General features: G+C 63.2%; 18 protein-coding genes and 1 riboswitch. Of the genes, 11 read left to right on the forward strand and 7 right to left on the reverse strand.

Going from position 1 to position 22,801, the window contains the following annotated elements; all coding sequences use genetic code 11:
- Positions 1 to 475: 475 nt before the first annotated feature.
- Entirely contained in the window at positions 476 to 1,135 is a 660-nt protein-coding gene (locus AC0L2X_RS27400) for a hypothetical protein (protein ID WP_473600712.1), read from the reverse strand.
- 873 nt (positions 1,136 to 2,008) lie between these two features.
- On the opposite strand from AC0L2X_RS27400, the gene glmM reads away from it, so the two are divergent.
- From glmM to serA, 5 genes are all read left to right on the forward strand, one after another.
- Complete coding sequence (gene glmM, locus AC0L2X_RS27405; protein ID WP_473600691.1) at positions 2,009 to 3,361, forward strand: phosphoglucosamine mutase; 1,353 nt, start codon at positions 2,009 to 2,011, stop codon at positions 3,359 to 3,361.
- A gap of 225 nt (positions 3,362 to 3,586) precedes the next feature.
- Positions 3,587 to 4,414: an outer membrane protein gene (locus AC0L2X_RS27410; RefSeq protein ID WP_473600692.1), complete on the forward strand. Its 828-nt coding sequence runs from the start codon at positions 3,587 to 3,589 to the stop codon at positions 4,412 to 4,414.
- A 234-nt stretch (positions 4,415 to 4,648) separates the two neighbouring features.
- Positions 4,649 to 5,398, forward strand: a complete 750-nt coding sequence (locus AC0L2X_RS27415; protein ID WP_473561450.1) for an outer membrane protein — start codon at positions 4,649 to 4,651, stop codon at positions 5,396 to 5,398.
- A gap of 180 nt (positions 5,399 to 5,578) precedes the next feature.
- Complete coding sequence (locus AC0L2X_RS27420; RefSeq protein ID WP_473600693.1) at positions 5,579 to 6,754, forward strand: phosphoserine transaminase; 1,176 nt, start codon at positions 5,579 to 5,581, stop codon at positions 6,752 to 6,754.
- Positions 6,755 to 6,926: 172 nt separating this feature from the next.
- Positions 6,927 to 8,525 carry a phosphoglycerate dehydrogenase gene (serA, locus tag AC0L2X_RS27425; protein ID WP_473600694.1) on the forward strand — a complete coding sequence of 533 codons (1,599 nt, stop codon included), beginning with the start codon at positions 6,927 to 6,929 and terminating at the stop codon, positions 8,523 to 8,525.
- Positions 8,526 to 8,610: 85 nt separating this feature from the next.
- Here the strand turns inward: serA and AC0L2X_RS27430 are convergent, their stop codons facing one another.
- Complete coding sequence (locus tag AC0L2X_RS27430) at positions 8,611 to 9,513, reverse strand: DMT family transporter (protein WP_352489269.1); 903 nt, start codon at positions 9,511 to 9,513, stop codon at positions 8,611 to 8,613.
- A gap of 313 nt (positions 9,514 to 9,826) precedes the next feature.
- Here AC0L2X_RS27430 and AC0L2X_RS27435 point away from each other — a divergent pair, with 313 nt between their 5' ends.
- Together AC0L2X_RS27435 and AC0L2X_RS27440 are read left to right on the forward strand one after the other, a co-directional pair.
- Positions 9,827 to 11,125, forward strand: coding sequence for an adenylosuccinate synthase (locus AC0L2X_RS27435; RefSeq protein ID WP_023680654.1), 1,299 nt, complete (start codon positions 9,827 to 9,829; stop codon positions 11,123 to 11,125).
- 72 nt (positions 11,126 to 11,197) lie between these two features.
- Entirely contained in the window at positions 11,198 to 12,856 is a 1,659-nt protein-coding gene (locus AC0L2X_RS27440) for a hypothetical protein (protein ID WP_473600695.1), read from the forward strand.
- A gap of 31 nt (positions 12,857 to 12,887) precedes the next feature.
- Here AC0L2X_RS27440 and AC0L2X_RS27445 read toward each other — a convergent pair whose 3' ends face one another.
- The 4 genes from AC0L2X_RS27445 to AC0L2X_RS27460 all read right to left on the reverse strand — a co-directional run bounded on the left by AC0L2X_RS27445 (position 12,888) and on the right by AC0L2X_RS27460 (position 15,972).
- Positions 12,888 to 13,187, reverse strand: coding sequence for a CcdB family protein (locus AC0L2X_RS27445; RefSeq protein ID WP_473561454.1), 300 nt, complete (start codon positions 13,185 to 13,187; stop codon positions 12,888 to 12,890).
- The gene (locus tag AC0L2X_RS27450) at positions 13,187 to 13,429 is read right to left on the reverse strand and encodes a type II toxin-antitoxin system CcdA family antitoxin (protein WP_254816484.1); all 243 of its coding nucleotides are present in this window, start codon (positions 13,427 to 13,429) and stop codon (positions 13,187 to 13,189) included. Before AC0L2X_RS27450 ends, AC0L2X_RS27445 begins: the two co-directional genes overlap by 1 nt.
- A gap of 76 nt (positions 13,430 to 13,505) precedes the next feature.
- Positions 13,506 to 15,326 (reverse strand): ABC-F family ATP-binding cassette domain-containing protein, encoded by a 1,821-nt coding sequence (locus AC0L2X_RS27455; RefSeq protein WP_473561456.1) that lies wholly within the window; start codon positions 15,324 to 15,326, stop codon positions 13,506 to 13,508.
- Between the two features lies 1 nt (position 15,327).
- Entirely contained in the window at positions 15,328 to 15,972 is a 645-nt protein-coding gene (locus tag AC0L2X_RS27460; protein ID WP_352564645.1) for a thiamine diphosphokinase, read from the reverse strand.
- Positions 15,973 to 16,090: 118 nt separating this feature from the next.
- Positions 16,091 to 16,205, forward strand: a riboswitch (TPP riboswitch).
- Between the two features lie 43 nt (positions 16,206 to 16,248).
- Here AC0L2X_RS27460 and thiB point away from each other — a divergent pair.
- The 4 genes from thiB (at position 16,249) to AC0L2X_RS27480 (ending at position 21,632) form a co-directional block, all read left to right on the forward strand.
- Positions 16,249 to 17,262, forward strand: coding sequence for a thiamine ABC transporter substrate binding subunit (gene thiB, locus AC0L2X_RS27465; protein ID WP_473561458.1), 1,014 nt, complete (start codon positions 16,249 to 16,251; stop codon positions 17,260 to 17,262).
- 257 nt (positions 17,263 to 17,519) lie between these two features.
- A complete protein-coding gene (gene thiP / locus AC0L2X_RS27470; RefSeq protein ID WP_473561459.1) occupies positions 17,520 to 19,121 on the forward strand; it encodes a thiamine/thiamine pyrophosphate ABC transporter permease in 1,602 nt (533 codons plus the stop codon).
- Positions 19,118 to 19,909 carry a thiamine ABC transporter ATP-binding protein gene (gene thiQ / locus AC0L2X_RS27475; protein WP_473561460.1) on the forward strand — a complete coding sequence of 264 codons (792 nt, stop codon included), beginning with the start codon at positions 19,118 to 19,120 and terminating at the stop codon, positions 19,907 to 19,909. Before thiP ends, thiQ begins: the two co-directional genes overlap by 4 nt.
- A gap of 253 nt (positions 19,910 to 20,162) precedes the next feature.
- A complete protein-coding gene (locus AC0L2X_RS27480; protein WP_473561463.1) occupies positions 20,163 to 21,632 on the forward strand; it encodes a M48 family metalloprotease in 1,470 nt (489 codons plus the stop codon).
- Between the two features lie 13 nt (positions 21,633 to 21,645).
- On the opposite strand, the gene AC0L2X_RS27485 is transcribed toward AC0L2X_RS27480, so the two are convergent.
- A complete protein-coding gene (locus AC0L2X_RS27485; RefSeq protein ID WP_352489278.1) occupies positions 21,646 to 22,503 on the reverse strand; it encodes an RNA polymerase factor sigma-32 in 858 nt (285 codons plus the stop codon).
- Between the last annotated feature and the right edge of the window lie 298 nt (positions 22,504 to 22,801).

The following is a 22,801-nucleotide window of genomic DNA, read 5'->3' on the forward strand; positions in this document are numbered from 1 at the left end:
TTTTGTTCTTGCTTTGTGCCGGCAGCTATGCTACTAATTTGGGTATGGTGCCAATTGGCTCCAACGACCCGCCCGCCAAGGCGGGTTTTTTTGTTTCAGGCACCTTTCGATTAGGGAGTTGTCCGCAACCTTGCGCCAACGTTGGCGATTGGCGAAGGCCGGCATGATGGCTAATCTCCCTCCTTGTGGAGGAGATGTCCGGCAGGACAGAGGGGGGCGCTGTCCCGCCGACCTGCCAACGTATCGCAGCCACGCCACAACTGATCTGATCCCAATCAGAGAAAACAAATTAAAGGTTTGCGATCCTTCGCGCCCCCCTCTGCCCTGCCGGGCATCTCCCCCACGAGGGGGGAGATTAGCAGCGTCATCGACGCTGCCACCTTGCAACGCAGGGCCTCTCCTTGGAGTCGGCAGCAACAAAAAAGCCCGCGAACCTTGCGGCTCGCGGGCTCATGTCGTCGGATGGTGGCGCCGGTCAGCTCTTCAGCTTGGCGTTGCAGAGGCTATAGAAGCCGCCGCCCTTCTGGATCCACCTGAGGCCGCCCAGCGTGTTGGCGTCCTTGTTGGCGTAATAGAGGTCGAGGCAGGTGTGCATGCGGCCCTTGGCCGGGGTCTCGGTTGCATACTTCTTGGAGATCGCCGTCGGGAATTTCACGCCCTGGGGGGCGGTGATGGTCGGCGGTTGCGGATCGCCGGTGTACTTGGCATCGGGAGCCGGCAGGGTGTCGTCGTCGGCTGCGCCGGCGCCGCATTGGCTCTTGCGGAAGTCGTTCCACTTCATGCCGTTCAGCGTGTTGCCGGCCTTGGCAGCCTGATACTTGGCGCTGCAATCCGCCATGCTGAGGCCTTTGCCGGTATCGGTCGCGGCAGCTGTCGTCGCCTTGGCAGGTGCCGCGGCAGGTTGTGCCGCTGCAGTTGCGCCGGCGGCGCATTCAGTCTTGCGGAAGTCGTTCCACTTCATGCCGTTGAGCGTGCCGGCAGTCTTGGCGGCCTGGTATTTGGTGCTGCATTCCTTGGCCGTCAGCCCAGGCGCCGCGTCATCGCTGCTGGCCGCCGCTGCTTTGGTCGTGGCGGCGGGTGCGGCTGCCGTCGCGCCGGCGGCGCACTGGGTCTTGCGGAAATCGTTCCATTTCATGCCGTTCAGCGTGCCGGCGGCTTTTGCCGCCTGGTACTTGGTGCTGCACTCCTTCGCCGTCAGGCCTGGCGCCGCATCGTCGCCGGCGGCTGCCTTGGTCGTGTCAGTGGCCTTGGCCGCGGCTTTGGCTGGCGCGGTGTCGGTCGTAGCGGCGGTGGCATCGGTGCCGCATTGGGCCTTGCGGAACTGGTTCCAGTTCTGCCCGCCAAGCGTTCCCGCATCCTTGGCCGCGTTATACTTGGTGCTGCACTCGGCCATGGTCAGCGCATTGGCAGGCGCCGCCAGGAATAAGGTCGCGACGGCGAGACCCGTCAAAGTGGCAAGTCGATGGATGAGCATGCTTGTTCTCCCTACGGCGGTTCATGATATGTCCCAGTGCAGCAATAGCGCTCAACGGCTGGTTGCGCCAGATGCTAACTAGCGTAGAGACAAATTTAGAAGTGCATTCTTTTCTTTAAGGTGATGAATTCGTTGCCGGGACTGTCTCCCAGCCAAGTTCGTCCGGGTGCATTGCACGAAGCGCGCGCATATGGCTGGTTCCCAGCGAGGGCACTGCGTCGCATGACAGCCAGTCAAATCGGCGGGTGCGGCGAACCTGAGCCTACCGCTGTCTGGAGCAGCACGATGCGGATTCGGGTTCAAGGCCACACTGCCACAGACCAAAGGATCCAGATGAGGTTTAAGTTGACGTTTCTGATGCTGCTGCCCAACAAGGGCTCGGAACTTGAAAATCAACGCACTAGCGTGACGCAAAACACACAAGACAACAATTTTCTAAGGATTGGTCCTCCATAATCATACAATGTGATGACGGGGCTTGGGCCATTTTATGGCATGAGATGCTCGGAAAGAACCATCGGGAAGCTGGCGAACATGGCAGGACATTATTTCGGTACGGACGGCATTCGTGGGCGAGCCAACAAGTTTCCAATGACGGCGGAGGTCGCCATGCGGGTCGGCATGGCCGCCGGCCTCTCGTTCCAGCGCGGCAGCCACCGCCACCGCGTCGTGCTCGGCAAGGATACCAGGCTTTCCGGCTACATGATCGAGAACGCGATGGTATCCGGCCTGTGCGCCGCCGGCATGGATGTCTTCCTGCTCGGCCCGATCCCGACGCCGGCTGTTGCCATGCTGGTGCGCTCGCTGCGCGCCGATATCGGCGTGATGATCTCTGCCTCGCACAACCCCTATTACGACAACGGCATCAAGCTGTTCGGCCCCGATGGCTATAAGCTGTCCGATGAGATCGAGGAGCGTATCGAGGGAATGCTCGACAAGGATATCGAATTGGCGCTCGCCGATTCCGATGGGCTCGGCCGTGCCAAACGCGTCGACGGCGTGCATGACCGCTATATCGAATTCGCCAAGCGCACGCTGCCGCGCTCGATGTCGCTGTCAGGCCTGCGCATCGTCGTCGATTGCGCCAATGGCGCCGCCTACAAGGTGGCGCCCGACGCGCTGTGGGAACTCGGCGCCGAGGTCGTTGCCATCAATGTCGAGCCCAACGGCTTCAACATCAACAAGGAATGCGGCTCGACCCATCCGGCCGGCCTGCAAAAGAAGGTGCACGAGGTGCGCGCCGATATCGGCATTGCGCTCGACGGCGATGCCGACCGCGTCGTCATCGTCGACGAGAACGGCGCGATCGTCGATGGCGACCAGATCATGGCGCTGATTGCCGAGTCCTGGCACCAGAGCGGGCGGCTGGCCGGCGGCGGCGTCGTCTCGACGGTGATGTCCAATCTCGGCCTCGAACGCTTCCTTAGCGACATGAACCTGCAGTTGCATCGCACCAAGGTCGGCGACCGCTATGTCGTCGAGCACATGCGCGCCCATGGACTCAATGTCGGCGGCGAACAGTCGGGCCACATCGTGCTGTCCGATTTCTCGACCACCGGCGACGGCCTCGTCTCGGCGCTCCAGGTGCTCGCCTGCATCAAGCGGCATAACCGGCCGGTCAGCGAACTGTCGAAGAAATTCGAGCCAGTGCCGCAGCTTTTGAAGAATGTGCATATTTCCGGCGGCAAGCCGCTGGAGGAGGCGCCGGTCAAGGCGGCGATCGAAGATGCGCGCAATCGCCTCGGCAAGGCCGGGCGCCTGGTCATCCGGCCGTCCGGCACGGAGCCGCTCATTCGCGTCATGGCGGAGGGCGACGACCCGCAGCTTGTCGAGTCCGTCGTCAACGACATTGTCGAGGTCATTTCGGAAACGCGCAGCGCCGCCTGAACTCCCTCCAACATCGGTTCAAAAGCCCGCCTTGCCGACGGGCTTTTTATTGGGTCACGGCCAGCACCGCCTGCAGCAACGGCCGCCAGATTGCTCGAATTTTAGAGATTCGTGGTTAATCAATACGGTTAAACGCCTTTTAACCTTTCCGATTCATTATCCACAACTGAGGTCAATCACATTTCGGGCGCGTTCGCCGTTCGAGGGTTCTCAGGGGTGATAAGCATGTTCAACACAGCAAGAATGGCTCTCCTGGCCGCGCTGTTTGCCGGCGCCGGGCCGGCATTCGCCGCCGATTTCGTCGAGCCGCCCGTAGTCGAGGAGGCGCCGCCGCCGATCGCCTACGAGCAGCCGGCCGACTTTGGCGGCTGGTATATCCGTGGCGACATCGACTATCACTGGTCGAAGTTTCGCGGCGCCGACTACATCACCTACGGACCGCCTCCCGGAACCGGCACTTTTGACAGCGGCAAGCTGAAGAGTGCCTTCTCGGCCGGTGCCGGCGTCGGCTATCAAATCGACCGGCACTTCCGCACCGACTTGACCGCGGACTGGATGAGCAAATCCACTTTCCGCGGCTCGACCAGCGGCATCTGCCTCGATGGGGATCCCTGTACTTCGGTCGACACCTCGTCCTATACGGCGCTGCTGCTGCTCGCCAACGCCTATGTCGATATCGGCACATGGCACGGTATCACGCCCTATGTCGGTGCCGGCATCGGCGGCGCCTGGGTTAAGTGGGATACACTCCACAACAGTGATGAAGACGGTGAATTCTTCCACCACGGCGGCAAGGGCTGGCGTTTTGCCTATGCTGCCATGATTGGTGCATCCTACTGTTTGACCGATCGCGTCAAGCTCGACGTCGGCTACCGCTACAGCCATATAAACGGTGGGAAGATGTTCGACTTCGGCAGCGGCGTCGGCCCCGGTTATGACGACGGCATCAATGTTCATGAGGTGCGCGGCGGCCTGCGCTATCAGTTCGGCAGATCGGACTGCGTCGAACCGGAACCCTATGTTCCGGAACCGGAGCCGGTCTACACGAAGTAGTCGCTTCGAAATCGAGGATTTTGTCGACCGCCCGGCTGATGCCGGGCGGTTTCGTTTGGCTGCCTAAGGATGCTGCGTTGCTCTGTAACGCTGTCCAGCTCGAGGACTGAAAACGGATCAAATCAATTGCTAACGCCTTGTTATCCTTAACTCGCACTTAACCACTATGGTTAACAATGCTGTCTGAAACGGCGCGCGCAATCGCGAATGCGCCAAGTTCGGGAGCCGAGGACCATGACATCCAAATCGCCTGTAGCACTGGCGCTTGCAGCAGTCGTCCTGATGCCGCTGACGCCGGCGCTTGGCGCCGATTACGAACCGCCGGTCTATGTCGACCAGGCGCCCGACTATGTACCGGTCGAGGTTGGCTCGGGATGGTATCTGCGCGGCGATGTCTCCTATCTGGTGCAGAAGAGCTTCAAGGATGAGCATTTCGCCTTCACGCCCGCGAGCTTCGACGAAAAGGAAGATCCCATCTTCGCCAGCATTGGCTTCGGCTATCATTTCAACGACTATCTGCGCGCCGATCTCAATGTCGGCTATCTTCCCGGCAACAAGATCGACGTCGGTTATAACGACGGAACGACCGTGGCATCGGCGACCCTGAAGAACTATGCCTTCTCAGGCATACTCAATGGCTATGTCGACCTTGGCACCTATGTCGGAATCACACCTTATCTCGGCGCTGGTGTCGGTGTCGTTCAGAGCAAGCGTCGCCTCTCGGCGAGCTACTTCACCGACAACGCCAACCCCGCCGACGATTTCGTCCTGCGTGACGACAAGACCCAATATTCCTTCGCCTACACGCTGAATGCCGGCCTTGCCTACCAGGTGTCCAAGAACGTCTCAGTCGATCTGGGCTATCAGTATTTTTCCGCGCCAGACGCCGAATATGTGACTGCCGAGAGCCTGACTTCTTTTCCGATCCGCAAAGGAATCAACAATCATCAAGTCAAAGTCGGACTACGGTACGATCTCTGGTAGGCCCGGCCGAAGTCGAGGCGTGGACAATGGCGGGTCGTAGGCCCGCCGTTTGCGTTTCGCCCGGCAATATCCCGACAGCGACAAAAACTTTCCCCTTGACGCCGAAAGCCTGAACGCATATCGCCATCCGTGGGCCACCCCTCCCCAACGAGGGGCCACTATCTGGAAGGATAGACCACGATGACCACGCATACGAAGCCCGGATTCCGTCCGGCAAATCCCAATTTTTCCTCAGGTCCATGTGCAAAACGCCCCGGCTGGTCGGTCGAGGCGCTCAAAAATGCCGCGCTCGGGCGCTCGCACCGCGCCAAGATCGGCAAGACCAAGCTCGAACAAGCGATCGAGCTGACCCGGGAAATCCTCCAGGTTCCGGCGGATTACCGCATCGGCATCGTGCCGGCCTCGGATACCGGCGCGGTCGAAATGGCGCTGTGGTCGCTGCTCGGCGAACGCGGCGTCGACATGGTCGCCTGGGAGAGCTTCGGCTCCGGCTGGGTCACCGATGTGGTCAAGCAGCTGAGGCTCGCCGATGTGCGCAGGTTAGAGGCCGACTACGGCGCACTGCCCGACCTGACCAAAATCGACTTCGACCGCGACGTGGTCTTCACCTGGAACGGCACGACGTCGGGCGTGCGCGTGCCGAATGGCGATTTCATCCCGACCGCCCGCAAGGGCCTGACCATCTGCGACGCCACTTCGGCGGCCTTTGCGCAAAAGCTCGATTTTCGGAAACTCGACGTCGTCACCTTCTCCTGGCAGAAGGTCTTGGGCGGTGAGGGCGCGCACGGCATGCTGATCCTCGGCCCACGCGCCGTCGAACGGCTGGAAAGCTACAAGCCGGCCTGGCCACTGCCGAAGATCTTCCGTCTCACCTCGGGCGGCAAGCTGATCGAAGGCATCTTCAAGGGCGAGACCATCAACACGCCGTCGATGCTGTGCGTCGAGGACTATCTCGACGCACTGCGTTGGGCGAAGTCGATCGGCGGTCTCGACGCTCTGGTCACCAGAGCGGATGCCAACGCCGCTGTTCTCGATCACTTTGTCGGGAAATCTTCCTGGCTCGGCCATCTTGCCGTCGATCCGGCGACGCGTTCGAACACATCGGTCTGCCTTTCCTTCACCGACCGGCAAGTCGCTGCACTCGACGCCGACGGACAGGCTGCGTTCGCCAAGGCAATTGTCTCGGCGCTCGACAAGGAAGGCGTCGCCTATGACATCGGCGCCTACCGCGATGCACCGCCCGGGCTGCGCATCTGGTGCGGCGCGACAGTCGAGACCTCCGATCTCGAAGCGCTGCTGCCCTGGCTCGACTGGGCCTTTGCCGCGCAAAAGGCGTCGCTGAAGGCGGCCGCCTGATCCCTCCCCCTCGAGGGGAGGGTGGCCCGAAGGGCCGGGTGGGGTCGCCTCCGCCTGACTCGACATCTCTTAAGAAGATTAGGCCGCATCCGGCCGTACCGACCCCACCCCGGCGCTTCGCGCCGACCCTCCCCTCAAGGGGGAGGGACGCCAATTGCAAAGGATCACGCCAATGCCCCGCGTTCTCGTCTCAGACAAACTTTCCACCACCGCCGTGCAGATATTCAGGGATCGCGGCATCGAGGTCGACTATTTGCCGGATATCGGCAAGGACAAGGAAAAACTGCTCGAAGTGATCGGCCAGTATGATGGGCTGGCCATCCGCTCGGCGACAAAGGTCACGGAGAAGCTGATCAACGCCGCGACCAGGCTGAAGGTCGTGGGTCGCGCAGGCATCGGCGTCGACAATATCGACATACCGGCGGCGAGCCGCAAGGGCATCATCGTGATGAACACGCCCTTCGGCAATTCGATCACCACCGCCGAGCATGCGATCGCCATGATCTTCGCGCTGGCCCGCCAGATACCGGAGGCCAACGCCTCGACCCATGCCGGCAAATGGGAAAAGAACCGCTTCATGGGTGTCGAGATCACCGGCAAAACGCTGGGCATCATCGGCTGCGGCAATATCGGCTCGATCGTGGCCGCGCGCGGCGTCGGCCTGAAGATGCATGTCATCGCCTTCGATCCATTCCTGTCGGACAGCCGCGCCGAGGAGCTCGGCGTCGAAAAGGTCGAGCTCGACGAACTGTTCGCCCGCGCCGATTTCATCACGCTGCACACACCGCTTACCGACAAGACGCGCAACATCATCGACGCCGCGGCGATCGCCAAGATGAAGACCGGTGTGCGCATCATCAATTGCGCGCGTGGCGGGCTGGTCGTCGAGGCCGACCTGATCGCGGCACTGAAAAGCGGCAAGGTGGCAGGCGCCGGCATCGACGTGTTCGAGGTCGAACCGGCGGAGTATAATGAACTGTTCGGCATGGAGAATGTCGTGGCGACGCCGCATCTCGGCGCGTCGACCACCGAAGCGCAGGAGAATGTCGCCCTGCATGTCGCCGAGCAGATGTCCGACTATCTGATCAAGGGCGCCGTTTCCAACGCCATCAACATGCCGTCGATCACCGCCGAAGAGGCGCCGCGGCTGAAACCTTTCGTCAAGCTTGCCGAAGTGCTCGGCGCCTTTGTCGGACAGGTCACCGAGGATCCGATCAAGGAGGTCGAGATACTGTTCGACGGCTCGACCGCGACGATGAACACGCGCGCGCTGATCAGTGCCACCCTTGCCGGGCTGATCCGGCCGCAGGTCTCCGACGTCAATATGGTGTCGGCGCCGATCATGGTGAAGGAACGCGGCATCATCGTCGCCGAGGTCAAGCGCGACAAGTCGGGCGTGTTCGACGGCTATATCAAGCTGACGGTCAAGACCGAGCACAGGACGCGCTCGATCGCCGGCACCTGCTTCTCGGACGGCAAGCCGCGCTTTATCCAGATCAAGGGCATCAACCTCGACGCCGAGGTCGGTCAGCACATGCTCTACACGACCAATGCCGACGCGCCTGGGATCATCGGTCTGCTCGGCACGGTTTGCGGCGAGAACGGCGTCAACATCGCCAACTTCCAGCTCGGCCGCAACCGGCCGGGTGGCGATGCCATTGCATTGCTCTATCTCGACGCGCCGTTCCCGGAAAACGTGTTGGCGCAGGTGCGCTCGCACAAGTCGATCGACTCGGCCAAGCGGCTGCATTTCGACGTCGGCGCGGCCTGAAATTCGGTCGCCCCGTGTGCAGCAGCACGCGGGGCGCTTCCGCGGTCGCTGATGGATTCGCAGGGAAACGTCGCGGCAAACGACTTCATTCAGCAGCAGATGCCGCCATCATCCGTCCGCTGTATTCGGCGAGGCTGATGCCACCGAGCACCAGCGCGAGAGCCAGCGCCTGATAGAGCTGGAATGTCTCACCGACAATCACCACCGACAGCAGCGTACCGAAGATCGGCACCAGATTGATAAACAGGCCGGCCCGGTTGGCGCCGATCAGCTCGTTGCCTCTGATATAGAAGATTTGCGAGATGACCGAAGCACCGATGGCGGTATAGAACGCGACCGCCCAGCCGCGGGCATCGGGGACGATGACCTTGCCGGCGGCAATCTCCCACAGGAAGAAAGGCAGCGATGTGATGAGTGCGGCAACCGATAGCGCCAGCATCAGGCTCTGCCAGCGGATGACCGGCTTCAGCCGCAACCCCACCGAATAAAAGGAGTAGCAAAGCACGGCGACCAGCATGATCGCGTCGCCGAAGTTGAGATCCAGCTTGAGAAGCTGGCGCAGGTCGCCATGGCTCGCCGTCACCGCTACGCCAATGATGGTCAGCACGACGCCGATGACCTGCACGCCATTGACGCGCAGGCGAAACAGCACAAAATTGGCGATGATGATGACGATCGGGATCGCCGCCTGCTCGATCGAGACGTTGATCGCCGTCGTGTAGTTGAGCGCCGTGTAGAAGATCACATTGAAAAAGGCGAAGCCGCAAGCGCCGAGCCCGCCAAGCAGCAACCAGTGCCTACGCACCACCGGCCAGTCCTCATGCAGCGTCCGCCAGCCGATCGGCAGCAGGATCAGAACGGCCAGGATCCAACGCAGGAAGACCAGCGTCATCGGCGAAATGTGGTCGACCGCCAGCTTGCCGGCCACGGAGTTGCCGCCCCACAGCAAGGTGGTGGACAGCAGGAATAGGTAGGCGGCTCGATGCATCGTGAACTCCCGGCCAGGCGGAGAGAAATGCGCGGTCGTTGCGGGCCTATTGCGGCAGCTCGCGCAAGTAAATGATGTCAAAGGCGAAAATTGTTGTGCCTCGGAGCGTTTTCGGCGGCAAAGAATGGTCGCGCTCGCCGGGTCTTGACGCTATAGAGCGACGTGCGTGCAATTGGACGCTACGCGTCGGAAGGCTTTAATCCTCGCGTCGTGCTTTCCCAAATCGATTCCGTTTTTGGGGGCCGATGCGATAGAGGCCTATCGTTTCGAATTGTTTCAAGCTGCTCGTGCGGCGTCTCAAGGGAAAAGAAATATGGCCAATGTGGTGGTCGTCGGCTCGCAATGGGGCGATGAGGGCAAAGGCAAGATCGTAGACTGGCTGTCGGAGCGCGCCGATGTTGTCGTGCGCTTCCAGGGCGGCCACAATGCCGGCCACACGCTGGTCGTCGACGGCAAGGTCTACAAGCTGTCGCTGCTGCCGTCCGGCGTGGTGCGGCAAGGCAAGCTGTCCATCATCGGCAATGGCGTCGTCTTCGATCCGCACGCTTTCGTCGCGGAGGTTGCGAAATTGAAAGCGCAGGGCGTGGAGGTGACGCCGGACCGCCTGAAAATAGCCGAAAACACCGCGCTTATCCTGTCCTTGCACCGAGAGCTGGACGGATTTCGCGAGGACGCCGCTTCCAATTCCGGAACGAAGATCGGCACGACCCGTCGCGGCATCGGTCCCGCCTATGAAGACAAGGTGGGCCGGCGCGCGGTCAGGGTGATGGATTTGGCGGATTTGGAAACGCTGCCCTTAAAGGTCGACAGGCTGCTGACGCACCACAATGCGCTGCGCCGTGGGCTCGGCCATGCCGAGGTCACGCATGAGGCGATCATGAGCGAGCTGATTTCGGTCGCCGACGAGATCCTGCCCTATATGGACCGCGTCTGGAAAATCCTCGACGACAAGCGCCGCGCCGGTGAGCGCATCCTGTTCGAGGGCGCGCAAGGCACGCTGCTCGATATCGACCACGGCACCTACCCATTCGTCACCTCGTCCAATACGGTTGCCGGTCAGGCCGCCGCCGGGTCGGGTGTCGGCCCGGGCGCCATCGGCTATGTGCTCGGCATCACCAAAGCCTATACGACGCGCGTCGGCGAAGGCCCGTTTCCGACCGAGCAGAAGAACGAGATCGGCGAGTTCCTGGGCACGCGCGGCCATGAATTCGGCGTCGTCACCGGCCGTAAGCGCCGCTGCGGCTGGTTCGACGCCGTGCTGGTCCGCCAGGCCGTCGCCGTCAACGGCATCAAGGGCATTGCGCTGACCAAGCTCGATGTGCTCGATGGGCTGGACGAGATCAAGGTCTGTACCGGCTACCGCCTCGACGGCGAGGCGATCGATTACCTGCCGGCCAGCCAAGGCGCGCAGGCGCGCGTCGAACCGGTTTACGAGACGCTGGAAGGGTGGAAAGGCACCACCGCCGGCGCGCGCAGCTGGAACGACCTGCCGGCCCAGGCGGTAAAGTACGTCCGCTACATCGAAGAGCTGATCGGCGCGCCGGTCGCACTCCTTTCCACCAGCCCTGAACGGGACGACACGATACTTGTGACCGATCCGTTTCAAGACTAGTTTCTCAGCCTTTCCGGGCATTGCGCTGATTTGCGGGGGCCGGCCCAGAAACAAATGCAGGTCGACTGACGTATGGTAGATTTTGTTCCCATTCTGAAAAAGGCGCTCGATAAACTCGGTGAGCCGTCGGCGGAAGTGCGCGCCAGGGTCTATGACAAGGCCCGTTCGTCAATCGCGAAACAACTCGCAGAGAAGGCTACGATGACGCCTTCCGATGTCGACCGGCAGATGCGTGTGCTGGAAGACGCCATCGCCAAAGTCGAGCGGGACTTCGCCAAGCCTGCGCCGCCACCCGACCCGCTGGCGGAACTGGAGGACATCTTCTCCTCCATCGACCGCAACAAGAACCAGTCCAGCCATGTCCGGCAGCCGGCAAAGACCGAGCCGGCAAAGACGGAGCCAGCAAAGGCTGGGCCAGCCTGGCAGCCTACGCCCGCCAAGGCGGCGCCGAACTGGCAAAAGCCGCAGCCCGTCGCTCTTTCTCAGGTGCGCGCTGGTCCGCCGCCGCCCAATATAGATATTCCGACGGCCGAGGACCAAGACGGCGTTTTTCGGGGCGACGACTTTTCCAACGACGGCAGCCCCGCGGAGGACAGGTTCCAGCGGCTCCATCCCGCCGAGCGCAGGCGCAGCTATGGCGGCGTGATCGCCGCCGCCATTGCCTTGCTGGTCATTGCCGGTGGCGGCTATGGCATCTGGCTGAACAAGGATGCGTTCGGCAGCATGCTCGGCCTCGACGAGACCAAAGCCGTCGCCACCGAACCGCTGGTGAAACCAGCCCCGGCCAAGCCGGTGGCCGATGCGGCCGTACCGGCCGCGGCACCGCCGACGGAGGCCGGCGAAGGCGCGAAGTTCACGCAGCGCCTGACGCCCGAGGGCCACGAAGTCGACCCCGGCCCGGCGGCCGGGCAGGCGGGCATCGGCGAAGGCGAATCCGTGGCCGCACTGACCACGCCGCCGCCGGCCGCGCAAACGCCGACCACCCCGGCACCCGCCGCGCCGGCACCGGCCGCGCCCGCCGACACGCAAGCCACGGCCAATCCTCCAGCGGTCGATGGGGCCGCTGCACCAACTCCCGCAACGCCGCCAGCGAACGGGGCAGCAGCGCCTGCAACGGCCGCCCCACCGCCCGCACCGGCAGCGGCACCGACGGCAGTTCCGCCGCAAGCCACGTTGGCCGTCGGCCAGAAGGCGATCTTCTACGAGGAGCGCACCAGCACCGCTCAAGGCTCGGCCGAGCCCGGCAACATCGTCTGGTCACTGGTGCAGGAATCGCCCGGCGGCGACCTGCCGCCAGAGCCGGCGATCCGTGCCGAGGCGACTATTCCAGGCAAGGATATCCAGCTGCGCATGACGATCCGTCGCAACACCGACCAGACGCTGCCGGCAAGCCACATTATCGAGATGATCTTCCTGACGCCTGAGGGCTTCGAGGGCGGCGGCGTCGATAACATCCTGCGTGTCGCCATGAAGGGCTCCGAGCAGGATGCCGGCAGCCCGTTGATAGGCATCCCGGCCAAGATCGCCGACGGTTTCTTCCTGGTTGCGCTCAACGACACCAAAGCGGATGAAGACGCCAATCTGACCTTGCTCAGAGGCCAGGACTGGATCGACGTCCCGGTCGTCTACAAGACCGGGCGGCGGGCGCTGCTCACCATGGAAAAGGGGATTCCCGGCGAGAAGGTGTTCGACGAGGCGCTGAAGGCCTGGCAGACAAAGACGGCGGGGTGAGGCCGGCTCACCAGCCCAACGCCTCTCTGGCTCAGAAGCCTTGGAACAGCATGTCGAGCGCGCTCACGATGTCGTCGTGATGCCTCGTCAGATTCAGTCGGCTCTCGCCCAGTTCCGTCGCCGCAACGGTGGCGATCAAATGGGTGGCCATGACCAACTTCCGACCATTGATCTCGAAAATGGGGTGGAGCTTTCGCATTGGTGACGGCGCCATCGCAGCCGGCAGAAGCGGGACGACCACCCGGGTCTTGAAATGGTCGAGCAGATCGGCCTGGACGTCGAGGAGATAGCCGCCTTCGATGCTACCCGCGAAGACGTCGTAGCGCGCCATCAGAATTGCCGATGTTCTGCCAGCGGAATACCGTGTTTTTCGACATATTCGTTCCACGCATCTATCGTCGCGCGGTTCTCAAGCTTCCACAGCCGCGTCTTTTCGGCGGCCACTGCCTCTGCGATGCCGGCTTCAGCGGCGCGCGAGACATTCACATCGAGCCCCTTGGCTTCCTTCATGAGCTTTGAGTCGATAGACAGATTTGCCGGCTGACGGACCGCATTCACAGCTATCTTGCGCATGATCACCTCCACAGCATGCGCATAATATATGCGCATTTCTGTCTAGTCGCAATGACAAGGTGCTCGAACTCGCGAATTACCTCTCCATCTCTTCCCTTAGCATCTCGAGTTCCAGCCATTCCTCCTCGAGCGCTGCCAGTGTGACGCGCTCCTTGTCGAGCGCGGCAATCGTCTTCTGGAACGAGGCCGGGTCGCGCTCGTAATAGGCCGGATCGGCGATGTTGTTCTCCAGCCGCGAGATCGAGGCCGACACCGCTTCGATCTTTTTGGGTAAGGTTTCCAGCGCGAATTTCTGCTTGAACGACAGTTTCTTGGCCGGGCCCTTGGGAGCGGCCGCGTTGGTCCTGCTTGCAGCCATCGCCTCGCTGGTCTCTACCTTCGGCCGCGCCTTGCGGTCATCCAGCCTGGTGCCGCCGCGCTGCGCCAGCATGTCGGAATAGCCGCCGGCATATTCGATCCAGCGGCCGTCACCATCCGGCGCAATAATGCTGGTCACGGTGCGGTCGAGGAAATCGCGATCGTGGCTGACCAGGATCACCGTGCCGGCAAAGCCGGCGACCAGTTCCTGCAGCAGTTCCAGCGTCTCCATGTCGAGGTCGTTGGTCGGCTCGTCGAGCACAAGCAGGTTTGCCGGCCGTGCCAAAACGCGGGCGAGAATCAGCCGGGCCCGCTCGCCGCCCGAAAGCTCGCGCACCGGCGTGCGCGCCTGTTCCGGCTTGAACAGGAAGTCCTTCATGTAAGAGACGACGTGGCGCTGCTCGCCATTGATGACGAGGTTCTCGCCGCGACCGTCGGTGAGATACTGCGCCAGTGTCTCCTGCGGATCGACGGCCTCGCGCTTCTGGTCGAGCGTGGCGATCTCCAGATTGGTTCCGAGCCGCACCGTACCTGCGTCCGGCTTCAATTCGCCGGTCAGCATCTTCAACAGCGTCGTCTTGCCGGCGCCGTTCGGCCCGACCAGGCCGACGCGATCGCCGCGCTGGATGCGGGTCGAGAATCCCTTGACCACAGTCAGATCGCCAAAGCTCTTCTCGATGTTCTTGGCTTCGATCACCAGCTTGCCGGATTCGGCGGCGTCGCTGGCTGTCATCGTCGCCGCACCCTCGGCGCCGCGATGACCACGAAAGCGCTGGCGCATGGTCTGCAACTCACCGAGCCGGCGCATGTTGCGCTTGCGCCGTGCTGTCACGCCATAGCGCAGCCAGTGCTCCTCGCGCACGATCTGGCGACCGAGCTTGTGCTGCTCGCGCTCTTCCTCCTCCAGCACCGTGTCGCGCCATTCCTCGAAAAAGGCAAAGCCCTTGTCGAGACGGCGGGTCTGGCCGCGGTCGAGCCAGATTGTGGCGCGCGACACGCGCTCGAGAAAACGACGGTCATGCGAGATGACGACCAGTGCCGAGGAGGTGCGGGCAAGCTCCTCCTCCAGCCATTCGATAACCGAAAGGTCAAGATGATTGGTCGGCTCATCGAGGAGGAGAATGTCGGGCTCCGGCGCCATGACGCGGGCGAGGGCGGCGCGCCGCGCCTCGCCGCCGGAGAGGTCGTTCGGCCGCTCCTCGCCGGTCAGGCCGAGATGCTCCATCAGATAGGTGGCGCGGTAGGGATCGTCGGCGGGTCCGAGCCCTGCCTCGACATAGGCGCGGACGGTCGCAAAGCCGTCCATGTCGGGAATTTGCGGCAAGTAGCGCACGGTCGCCGAAGGCTGGCGGAAGACTTCGCCGTCCTGCGGTTCGATCAGCCCGGCGGCAATCTTGAGGAGCGTCGACTTGCCAGAGCCGTTGCGGCCGACCAGGGCGATCTTGTCGCCAGCTGAGGCCGTCAGGGCGGCACCGTCTAGCAGCGGCGTGCCGCCGAAGGTCAGCTTTATCCCGTCGAGATTGAGAAGTGGCGGCGCCATGTCAGCTTTCGGGTAGGGGAAAAGGATGCGCGAGCAGCAGCGCGCGGCCGCTGGCCAGCGCGATTTCCAGCCGGCCCCTGACCTCGTTGGAAATGGTCAGCGACGAGCCGAACGCGACCTCGACATGGTCGAGCGGCCATTTGGCACCGGTGACGCTCAGGCCGGCGAGATCGGAGAAGCCGAGCACCGAAAACAGCGTGCCGTCGGCATAGTCGAAGTCAGTCTTTCCCGGCAGCAAGGGAATGCCTTCCTGCGCGCCGCTGGTCAAAAGCACTTCCGTCCCGCCTTCCGCCAGCCGGACGCTCAGCGCCAGATGCAGGAAGATGTGGTCGGTGCGTTTGCCGCCGAAGGCGCCTGCGAGCACAAGGCTGGTCGCACCGCATTCGAGTGCGGCGGCGATAGCGAGTTCACCGTCGGTCTTGTCTTTTTCGGCGGGAAACACCTGCCGTGGCACGGCGGCCAGATCCTCCGGCAAATCGGCAGGCACCGAATCGAAATCGCCGATCCAGAGTTCCGGCCTGAGGCCCAGCATGCGCGCATGGCCGATGCCGGCATCCGCGGCGATGACGCGCGAGCCTTCGACCTGGCGGTCGAGCAGCGGCGTGCGGATGAGATCGCCGCCAAGCAGGATGGTGAATTTGCTCATATCTCGTGGCCCTTACCAGCCCTGCCCCGGAAACGGAAGATGAAACGGCAGAAGGCTGGGCTTTGGATGTCCGGCAAACTTCCGCTTGCGCAGCACTTCGGCCGGGCCTATGTGTCGCAACGCTCTAACGGGGTGCCGGACGCGATTTTCGCGGACCGGCTGAGAGGCAAGACTGCCAACCCGCTGAACCTGATCCGGTTTGTACCGGCGGAGGGATTAGACGTTTCGGACAGCCCGACGCCTCAATTCCTTTCAACGCGAACGAAGGAGGCGCCGATGCGCGGTTTTTTTCACTCTGTTGTCTCGATTATCCTGCTTGCGGCATCCGCGCTCGCCCTGCCAGGGCAGGCATCGGCACAGGATAAGCTGACCGTCTATACCTATGAAAGCTTCACCGCCGATTGGGGTCCGGGACCCGCTGTGACGAAGGCCTTCGAGGCCGAATGCAGCTGCGTCGTTGAATTCGTCTCGGTCGCCGACGGCGTAGCGCTGCTCAATCGTGTGAAGCTGGAAGGCGCCGCGACCAAGGCCGATATCGTGCTTGGCCTCGATACCAATTTGACCGCCGACGCCAAGGCAACCGGCCTGTTTTCGCCACACGGCGCCGTGTCGGGCGTCAGCGTCCCGGGAGCCTGGAGCGACGATATTTTCGTGCCGTTCGACTATGGCTATTTCGCCGTCGTCTACGATACCGAAAAACTGAAGAGCCCGCCGAAAAGCCTCAGGGAATTGGTCGAGGGCAATGCCGGCGACAAGATCGTCATCCAGGATCCGCGCACCTCTACGCCGGGCCTTGGCCTGCTGTTGTGGGTCAAGTCGGTCTATGGCGACAAGGCGCCCGAAGCCTGGGCCAAGCTCAAGGCGAAGGTGCTGACGGTGACGCCAGGCTGGAGCGAGGCCTACGGCCTGTTCACCAAGGGCGAGGTGCCGATGGTGCTGTCCTACACCACCTCGCCGGCCTACCACATGGTCGCCGAAAACACCGAGCGCTACCAGGCAGCGTCCTTCGAGGAGGGCGAATATCTGCAGATCGAGGTTGCGGGGATCACCACCAAGGGCGCGAAGAACCCGCTGGCGGAAAAGTTCATTGCCTTCATGACCGGACCGAAATTCCAGGATGTCATTCCCGAAACCAACTGGATGTTCCCGGCCGGCAAGACCGACAAGCCGCTCAATCCGGCGTTCGACAAGCTTGTCAAACCGACCAAGACCTTGCTGTTCAGCCCGGAGGAAGTCGCGGCCAACCGCAAGGCCTGGGTCGATGAGTGGCTTGCGGCGATGAGCAAGTAGTCGTGGCGAGCTGATCAAGGTGGTCACTCTACGGCGCCCCCCTCTGTCCTGCCGGACATCTCCCCCACGAGGGGGGAGATTGGCAGCTTCGGCGTCTCGCTCAGTCCTGCAACGTTGGAAATTGGCTAAGGCCGAAGTGACAGCCGATCTCCCCCCTCGTGGGGGAGATGTCCGGCAGGACAGAGGGGGGCGCGAAGGAACGCTGTCCTCGCTAAGAATCTCGAATCGGGCGGTGTAGCGTGCAACGCGCGTCATCAGTGGACTCCCGCGTCACTGCCGGTATCGTCGCGCTCGCAGCCATCGCGCTGCTGATCGGCGGGGCGTTCGCAGGTCTCATCCTGCAAGCCATGCGCGACCCGTCCGGCGCCGGCGCCGCTTTCGATTCCTATCTCTTGCGCGTCGCCCGTTTCACGCTCTGGCAGGCAGTCCTTTCGACCCTGCTCTCCGTTGCACCGGCGCTGTTCGTCGCGCGCGCCCTGTCGCGGCATCCACAGTTTCTCGGGCGAGGCTTTATCCTGCAGCTTTTCGCCCTGCCGCTGGCGCTGCCGGCCATTGTTGCCGCACTCGGTGTCCTGGCGCTCTACGGCCGTGCCGGGTATTTTGCCGGCACGCTGGGCGCGCTAGGCGGCCAGAGCTGGCCCGGCATCTACGGCCTGTCGGGCATCCTCGTTGCCCATGTCTTCTTCAACCTGCCGCTGGCAACGCGGCTGTTCCTGGAAGCATTGCAGACCGTGCCGGCCAACCAATGGCGGCTGGCGAGCCAGCTTGGCATGGGCGCTGCGCCGGCCTTTCGGCTGATCGAATGGCCGCCGCTGCGTGCGGCCCTGCCGGGCATCGCCGGGCTCGTTTTCATGCTGTGCATCACCTCTTTCACCATCGTGCTTACGCTCGGCGGCGGACCCAGCGCGACGACGCTGGAGGTTGCCATCTACCAGGCGCTGCGTTTCGACTTCGACCCGGCGCGGGCGGTGACGCTGACCTTGTTGCAAATTGCGCTGACCTTCGTGGTCGTGCTGGCACTGACACGGCTCGGCGCCAATGTGACCGGCGACGCCAATCTGCCGGTGGCGCCGCGCCGGTATTTTTCAGCCGGTGCGGCCGAGACCGTGCTGAACGCGCTGGTGATCGGGCTGGCATTGCTGTTTGTCGCCGGGCCGATGGCGGCGACGCTGGCAGCCGGGCTTGGCGCCGATCTCGGTCGACTGGCCGGCGAGAGCGCGGTGCGGCAAGCGACGGCGACCAGTGCTGGACTCTCCCTCTTGTCGGCGCTGCTCTCTGTGGCATTGTCGCTGTCGCTGGTCATGGCGCGCCGGGCGCTGGCGCTCACCCGGCGGACAGGCCGGCGGACACTGCTCGAACATCTGGCCGACACCGGTGCGGGGTTCGTCCTGGTGGTGCCGCCCATCGTCATCGGCGCCGGCTGGTTCCTGCTCTTGCGCGCCGTCAGCGATGTCTTTGCGATCGCCCCTGTCATGGTGGTTGCGGTCAATGCGGTGATGGCGATGCCGTTCGCCATCCGCGCCATCCGCCCTGCCTATGACGCGGCGAGCGAACGCCACGAACGGCTCTGTGCACAGCTTGGTATCTCGGGCTGGAACCGGTTGCGGCTGGTCGACTGGCCGTCGCTGCGGCGGCCGCTCGCCACCGGATTCGCTTTCGCCATGGCGCTGTCGCTCGGCGATCTCGGCGTCATTGCGCTGTTCGGCAGCGATTCCGTGCAGACCTTACCCTATCTGCTGCTGGCGCGCATGGGCAGTTACCGCACCGAGGATGCGGCCGGGCTGGCGCTGCTGCTCGGCCTTGTCTGCCTGGCGCTGGTGCTGACCGCGGACTGGCTGGGAAAGAGGGAGAAATCATGATGCCGATCAGCCCGGAACGGTCGATTTCGGTGGAAAAAGGCGCGGCGGTGCGGCTCGACAACGTCTCGTTCAGCTATGGTGAAACGCCGCTCATGTTCGATGTCGATTTCCCGGCGTCGGAGATCACCGCCATCATGGGGCCGAGCGGGTCGGGAAAGTCGACGCTGCTCAATCTGGCGGCCGGTTTCGAGACGCCGCGGTCGGGCCGCGTGCTGATCGGCGGCGCCGACGTCAGCACTGCGCCGCCTTCAGCGCGGCCGGTATCGATGGTGTTCCAGGAAAACAACCTGTTTGCCCATCTGTCCGTCGGGCAGAATGTTGGGCTCGGCCGCTCGCCTTCGCTCAGGCTGAGCGAGGCTGACCGCGCCGCAATCGCCGCAGCGCTGAAGCGCGTCGGCCTTGCCGGCAAGGAAAGCCGGCTGCCGAGCGAACTCTCCGGCGGCGAGCGGCAGCGCGTCGCGCTCGCCCGGGTCCTGGTGCGCGACCGGCCGGTGCTGTTGCTCGATGAGCCGTTCGCTTCGCTCGGACCGGCACTGCGCGACGACATGCTCGACCTGGTGGCCGACGTCCATTCGGAGCAGCGCATGACGGTGCTGTTCGTCACGCACCAGCCGGACGATGCGCGCCGCATCGGCCAAAACATGGTTTTCCTGGATGGTGGCACGGTTGCCGCGACGGGCACCGCCGCCGATTTTTTCGTCGGGGCTGGACCGGAGGCATTCCGACGCTATATCGGCTCGGGTCCGTTTGCGGCTGGATCACGAGATGTTGCCCGGAAGCGGACATAATTTATGGTCAAACCGGCGGAAGGCGAAGCGGCGCTTGCTTGCCATGGTCGAGGTAGTGTGGCTAGGTCCCCAGGAGCTGGTCCGGCCTAGACCGTGATTTGGCCTTGCTGCCTCGTATCTGTCGGACGCACGAAGGACGCCGTAGCACTTGATTTTGCGCGTGATGCTTTCCGGAAATCGCGCCCGATTTTCGCGATCACGTCCCAGGACTTGAAAGGAAGCCGATCTGCCGACCGGCATCGACAATCGGAGAGTGAAACCGCTGGCGCGCTTTCTGGCGCTGGCCGGTCTTGCCTTGGCGCTGGCAAGCTGCCAGATGTTCACGCCTCCCGACGTGCAGGAATCGGGCTTCCAGCCCTCCGACAAGCCGATCACGGTCGACAATGTCGCCGCCAACAGCAAGCTCGCCCAACTGGCGAAGGCGCAGCACCCGCGCATCCTTGCCACCTATGGCGGTGAGTATTCCGACCCCAAGCTCGAGCGCATGGTGGCCAAGATCGTCGGCAGACTGACCGTGGTGTCGGCCAACCCGACCCAGACCTACCGCATCACCATCCTCAACTCGCCCAACGTCAATGCCTTCGCGCTGCCGGGCGGCTATCTCTACATCACCCGCGGCCTGCTGGCGTTGGCCAATGATTCAGCCGAGCTTGCCGCCGTCATTGCGCATGAAATGGGCCACGTTACGGCCAACCACGGCCTGCAGCGCCAGCAGTTGGAGGCCGAAGAGGGGTTGGCGACCAAGGTCGTTTCTGACGTGCTCGGCGACAACCCGACGGCCAAGGCGGCGCTGATCCGCGGCAAGCTGAGGCTGGCCCAGTTCTCGCGCAATCAAGAGCTGGAGGCCGATGCCATCGGCATCAAGTCGATCGGCGAAGCCGGTTTCGATCCCTACGCCGCCGGCCGCTTCCTGCAGTCGATGTCGGCCTATACCGATTTCCGCTCGATCAGCGGCGCCACCGACGCCAGCCTCGACTTCCTGGCGACGCACCCCAACACGCCGCAGCGTATCGATCTCGCGCAGCGCCACGCCCGCCAGTTCGGCGCGCCCGGTGTCGGGTCGCGCGACCGCGATTCATTTCTTGCCGGCGTAGACGGGCTGCTTTACGGCGACACGCCGGAGGAAGGCTATGTGCGCGGTGAAACCTTCCTGCATCCTGGCCTCGGCGTGTCGTTCTCGGTGCCTAACGGCTTCATCATCGACAATTCGGCGGCGGCGGTGACGGCGACAGGCCCGGGCGACATGGCAATCCGCTTTGACGGCGTGTCGATCGACAAGGACCGCTCGCTGACCGACTACATCCGCAGCGGCTGGGTCGCCGGCCTCGACGACAGCAGCGTTCGCCAGGAAACGATCAACGGCAACGAAGCGGCAACCGCGCATGCCAGCGCCGATGGCTGGCAATTCGACATTGCGGTGATCCGCGCCGGCGGCCAGGTCTACCGCTTGCTGACCGCTGCACCGTCAGCCAGCACCTCGCTGAGCACGGTGGCGCGCTCGGTCAGCGGCTCGTTCCGCATCCTGAGTGCTGCCGAGAAGGCAGCGCTGAAGCCGCTGCGTATCCGCATCGTCACGGTGCAGCCCGGCCAGACAATGGGCTCGCTGGCCGCACAGATGGTCGGCGTCGACCGCAAGCTGGATTTGTTCAGGGTACTGAACGCGCTGTCGCCGGGTGCCGCGGTTTCAGCCGGCGACAAGGTCAAGATCGTCACCGACAAATAGCAGCCGACGCGATTCAGGCTGCGAGAAATTCCGGATTCTGCTTCACCAGCGCCGCCTTGAGCTTTTCCATGGCGCGCGCCTCGATCTGGCGGACACGTTCCTTGGAGATGCCGAGCGTCTCGCCGAGCGCTTCGAGCGTCGCGCCCTCGTCGCTTAGCCGGCGCTCTTCGATAATCCTGAGCTCGCGCGCATTGAGCGCGCCGAGTGCCGTCCTCAGCCACACCGAGCGGCGTTCGACGTCGATCGTATCGCCGACGACCTCATCGGGCAGTGGGTCATCCGAAACCAGGAACTCCATCCGCTCGGTTGCGCCCGCGTCGTCGGCAAGCGGCGTATTGAGCGAACTGTCGGGTGCTGAAAGGCGGGAATCCATCATCGCCACATCGGCCTCGGAAACTCCGAGAGCCGCCGACACTTCGCGGTAGAGCGTGGCATTCGACGTCTGCTCGGCGCCGTTTGCCAGGCGGGCGCGCAGGCGCCGCAGGTTGAAGAACAGCGCCTTTTGCGCCGAGCTGGTGCCGCCGCGCACGATCGACCAGTTGCGCAGGATGTAGTCCTGCATCGAGGCCCGGATCCACCAGGTCGCATAGGTCGAGAACCGCACCTCGCGCTCCGGCTCGAAACGGGCCGCTGCCTCCAGCAGCCCGACATGGCCTTCTTGGATCAGGTCGCCCAGCGGAAGGCCGTAGTGGCGAAACCGCGACGCCATGGAAATGACCAGCCGCATATGCGCGACGGTGATGCGGTGCAGCGCGTGCTGGTCATTATTTTCCTTCCAGCGCAGCGCCAGGAGATGCTCTTCGTCACGTTCCAGATAAGGGGCTTTCATCGCCGCGCGAACCATGGTCCGTCCTGCACTGTCTTCCATCATGCCGCGCTCCTGCTTCAGGCGTTGCGGTGCGATCGAATCGTGAGTTGGCGCCGATGGTTGAAATGGCGGCGCCGCGCCCTACAACAGCGAAGAACGTGCCATGCGGGGGAATGTTCCCCCGGACTGTCATGTCGATTGCGCTGTTCCAGGCGATTCGCCACCGGCCTTGACTCAGCTGGATGGCGCCGGGAGATGCTGGTTGAGAATGGGATTTCAAGGGCGCGAGATTTTTGAAATGTAGTTTCTTATTCTGGCATCGCGCATCTGTCATTTTCCGGCACTCGCAATGACGCCGGAC

This window comes from Mesorhizobium sp. WSM4828 (assembly GCF_055811175.1).

What these genes read in the sequence shown, in the direction of transcription:
- AC0L2X_RS27460 (WP_352564645.1), bottom strand. Translation starts at nt 15,972, where the DNA reads ATGAGCAAATTCACCATCCTGCTTGGCGGCGATCTCATCCGCACGCCG.
- AC0L2X_RS27400 (WP_473600712.1), bottom strand. Translation starts at nt 1,135, where the DNA reads ATGAAATGGAACGATTTCCGCAAGACCCAGTGCGCCGCCGGCGCGACG.
- AC0L2X_RS27440 (WP_473600695.1), top strand. Translation starts at nt 11,198, where the DNA reads ATGGTAGATTTTGTTCCCATTCTGAAAAAGGCGCTCGATAAACTCGGT.
- AC0L2X_RS27430 (WP_352489269.1), bottom strand. Translation starts at nt 9,513, where the DNA reads ATGCATCGAGCCGCCTACCTATTCCTGCTGTCCACCACCTTGCTGTGG.
- AC0L2X_RS27435 (WP_023680654.1), top strand. Translation starts at nt 9,827, where the DNA reads ATGGCCAATGTGGTGGTCGTCGGCTCGCAATGGGGCGATGAGGGCAAA.
- AC0L2X_RS27445 (WP_473561454.1), bottom strand. Translation starts at nt 13,187, where the DNA reads ATGGCGCGCTACGACGTCTTCGCGGGTAGCATCGAAGGCGGCTATCTC.
- AC0L2X_RS27455 (WP_473561456.1), bottom strand. Translation starts at nt 15,326, where the DNA reads ATGGCGCCGCCACTTCTCAATCTCGACGGGATAAAGCTGACCTTCGGC.
- AC0L2X_RS27415 (WP_473561450.1), top strand. Translation starts at nt 4,649, where the DNA reads ATGACATCCAAATCGCCTGTAGCACTGGCGCTTGCAGCAGTCGTCCTG.
- AC0L2X_RS27410 (WP_473600692.1), top strand. Translation starts at nt 3,587, where the DNA reads ATGTTCAACACAGCAAGAATGGCTCTCCTGGCCGCGCTGTTTGCCGGC.
- thiB (WP_473561458.1), top strand. Translation starts at nt 16,249, where the DNA reads ATGCGCGGTTTTTTTCACTCTGTTGTCTCGATTATCCTGCTTGCGGCA.
- AC0L2X_RS27450 (WP_254816484.1), bottom strand. Translation starts at nt 13,429, where the DNA reads ATGCGCAAGATAGCTGTGAATGCGGTCCGTCAGCCGGCAAATCTGTCT.
- thiQ (WP_473561460.1), top strand. Translation starts at nt 19,118, where the DNA reads ATGATGCCGATCAGCCCGGAACGGTCGATTTCGGTGGAAAAAGGCGCG.
- glmM (WP_473600691.1), top strand. Translation starts at nt 2,009, where the DNA reads ATGGCAGGACATTATTTCGGTACGGACGGCATTCGTGGGCGAGCCAAC.
- AC0L2X_RS27485 (WP_352489278.1), bottom strand. Translation starts at nt 22,503, where the DNA reads ATGATGGAAGACAGTGCAGGACGGACCATGGTTCGCGCGGCGATGAAA.
- serA (WP_473600694.1), top strand. Translation starts at nt 6,927, where the DNA reads ATGCCCCGCGTTCTCGTCTCAGACAAACTTTCCACCACCGCCGTGCAG.
- AC0L2X_RS27420 (WP_473600693.1), top strand. Translation starts at nt 5,579, where the DNA reads ATGACCACGCATACGAAGCCCGGATTCCGTCCGGCAAATCCCAATTTT.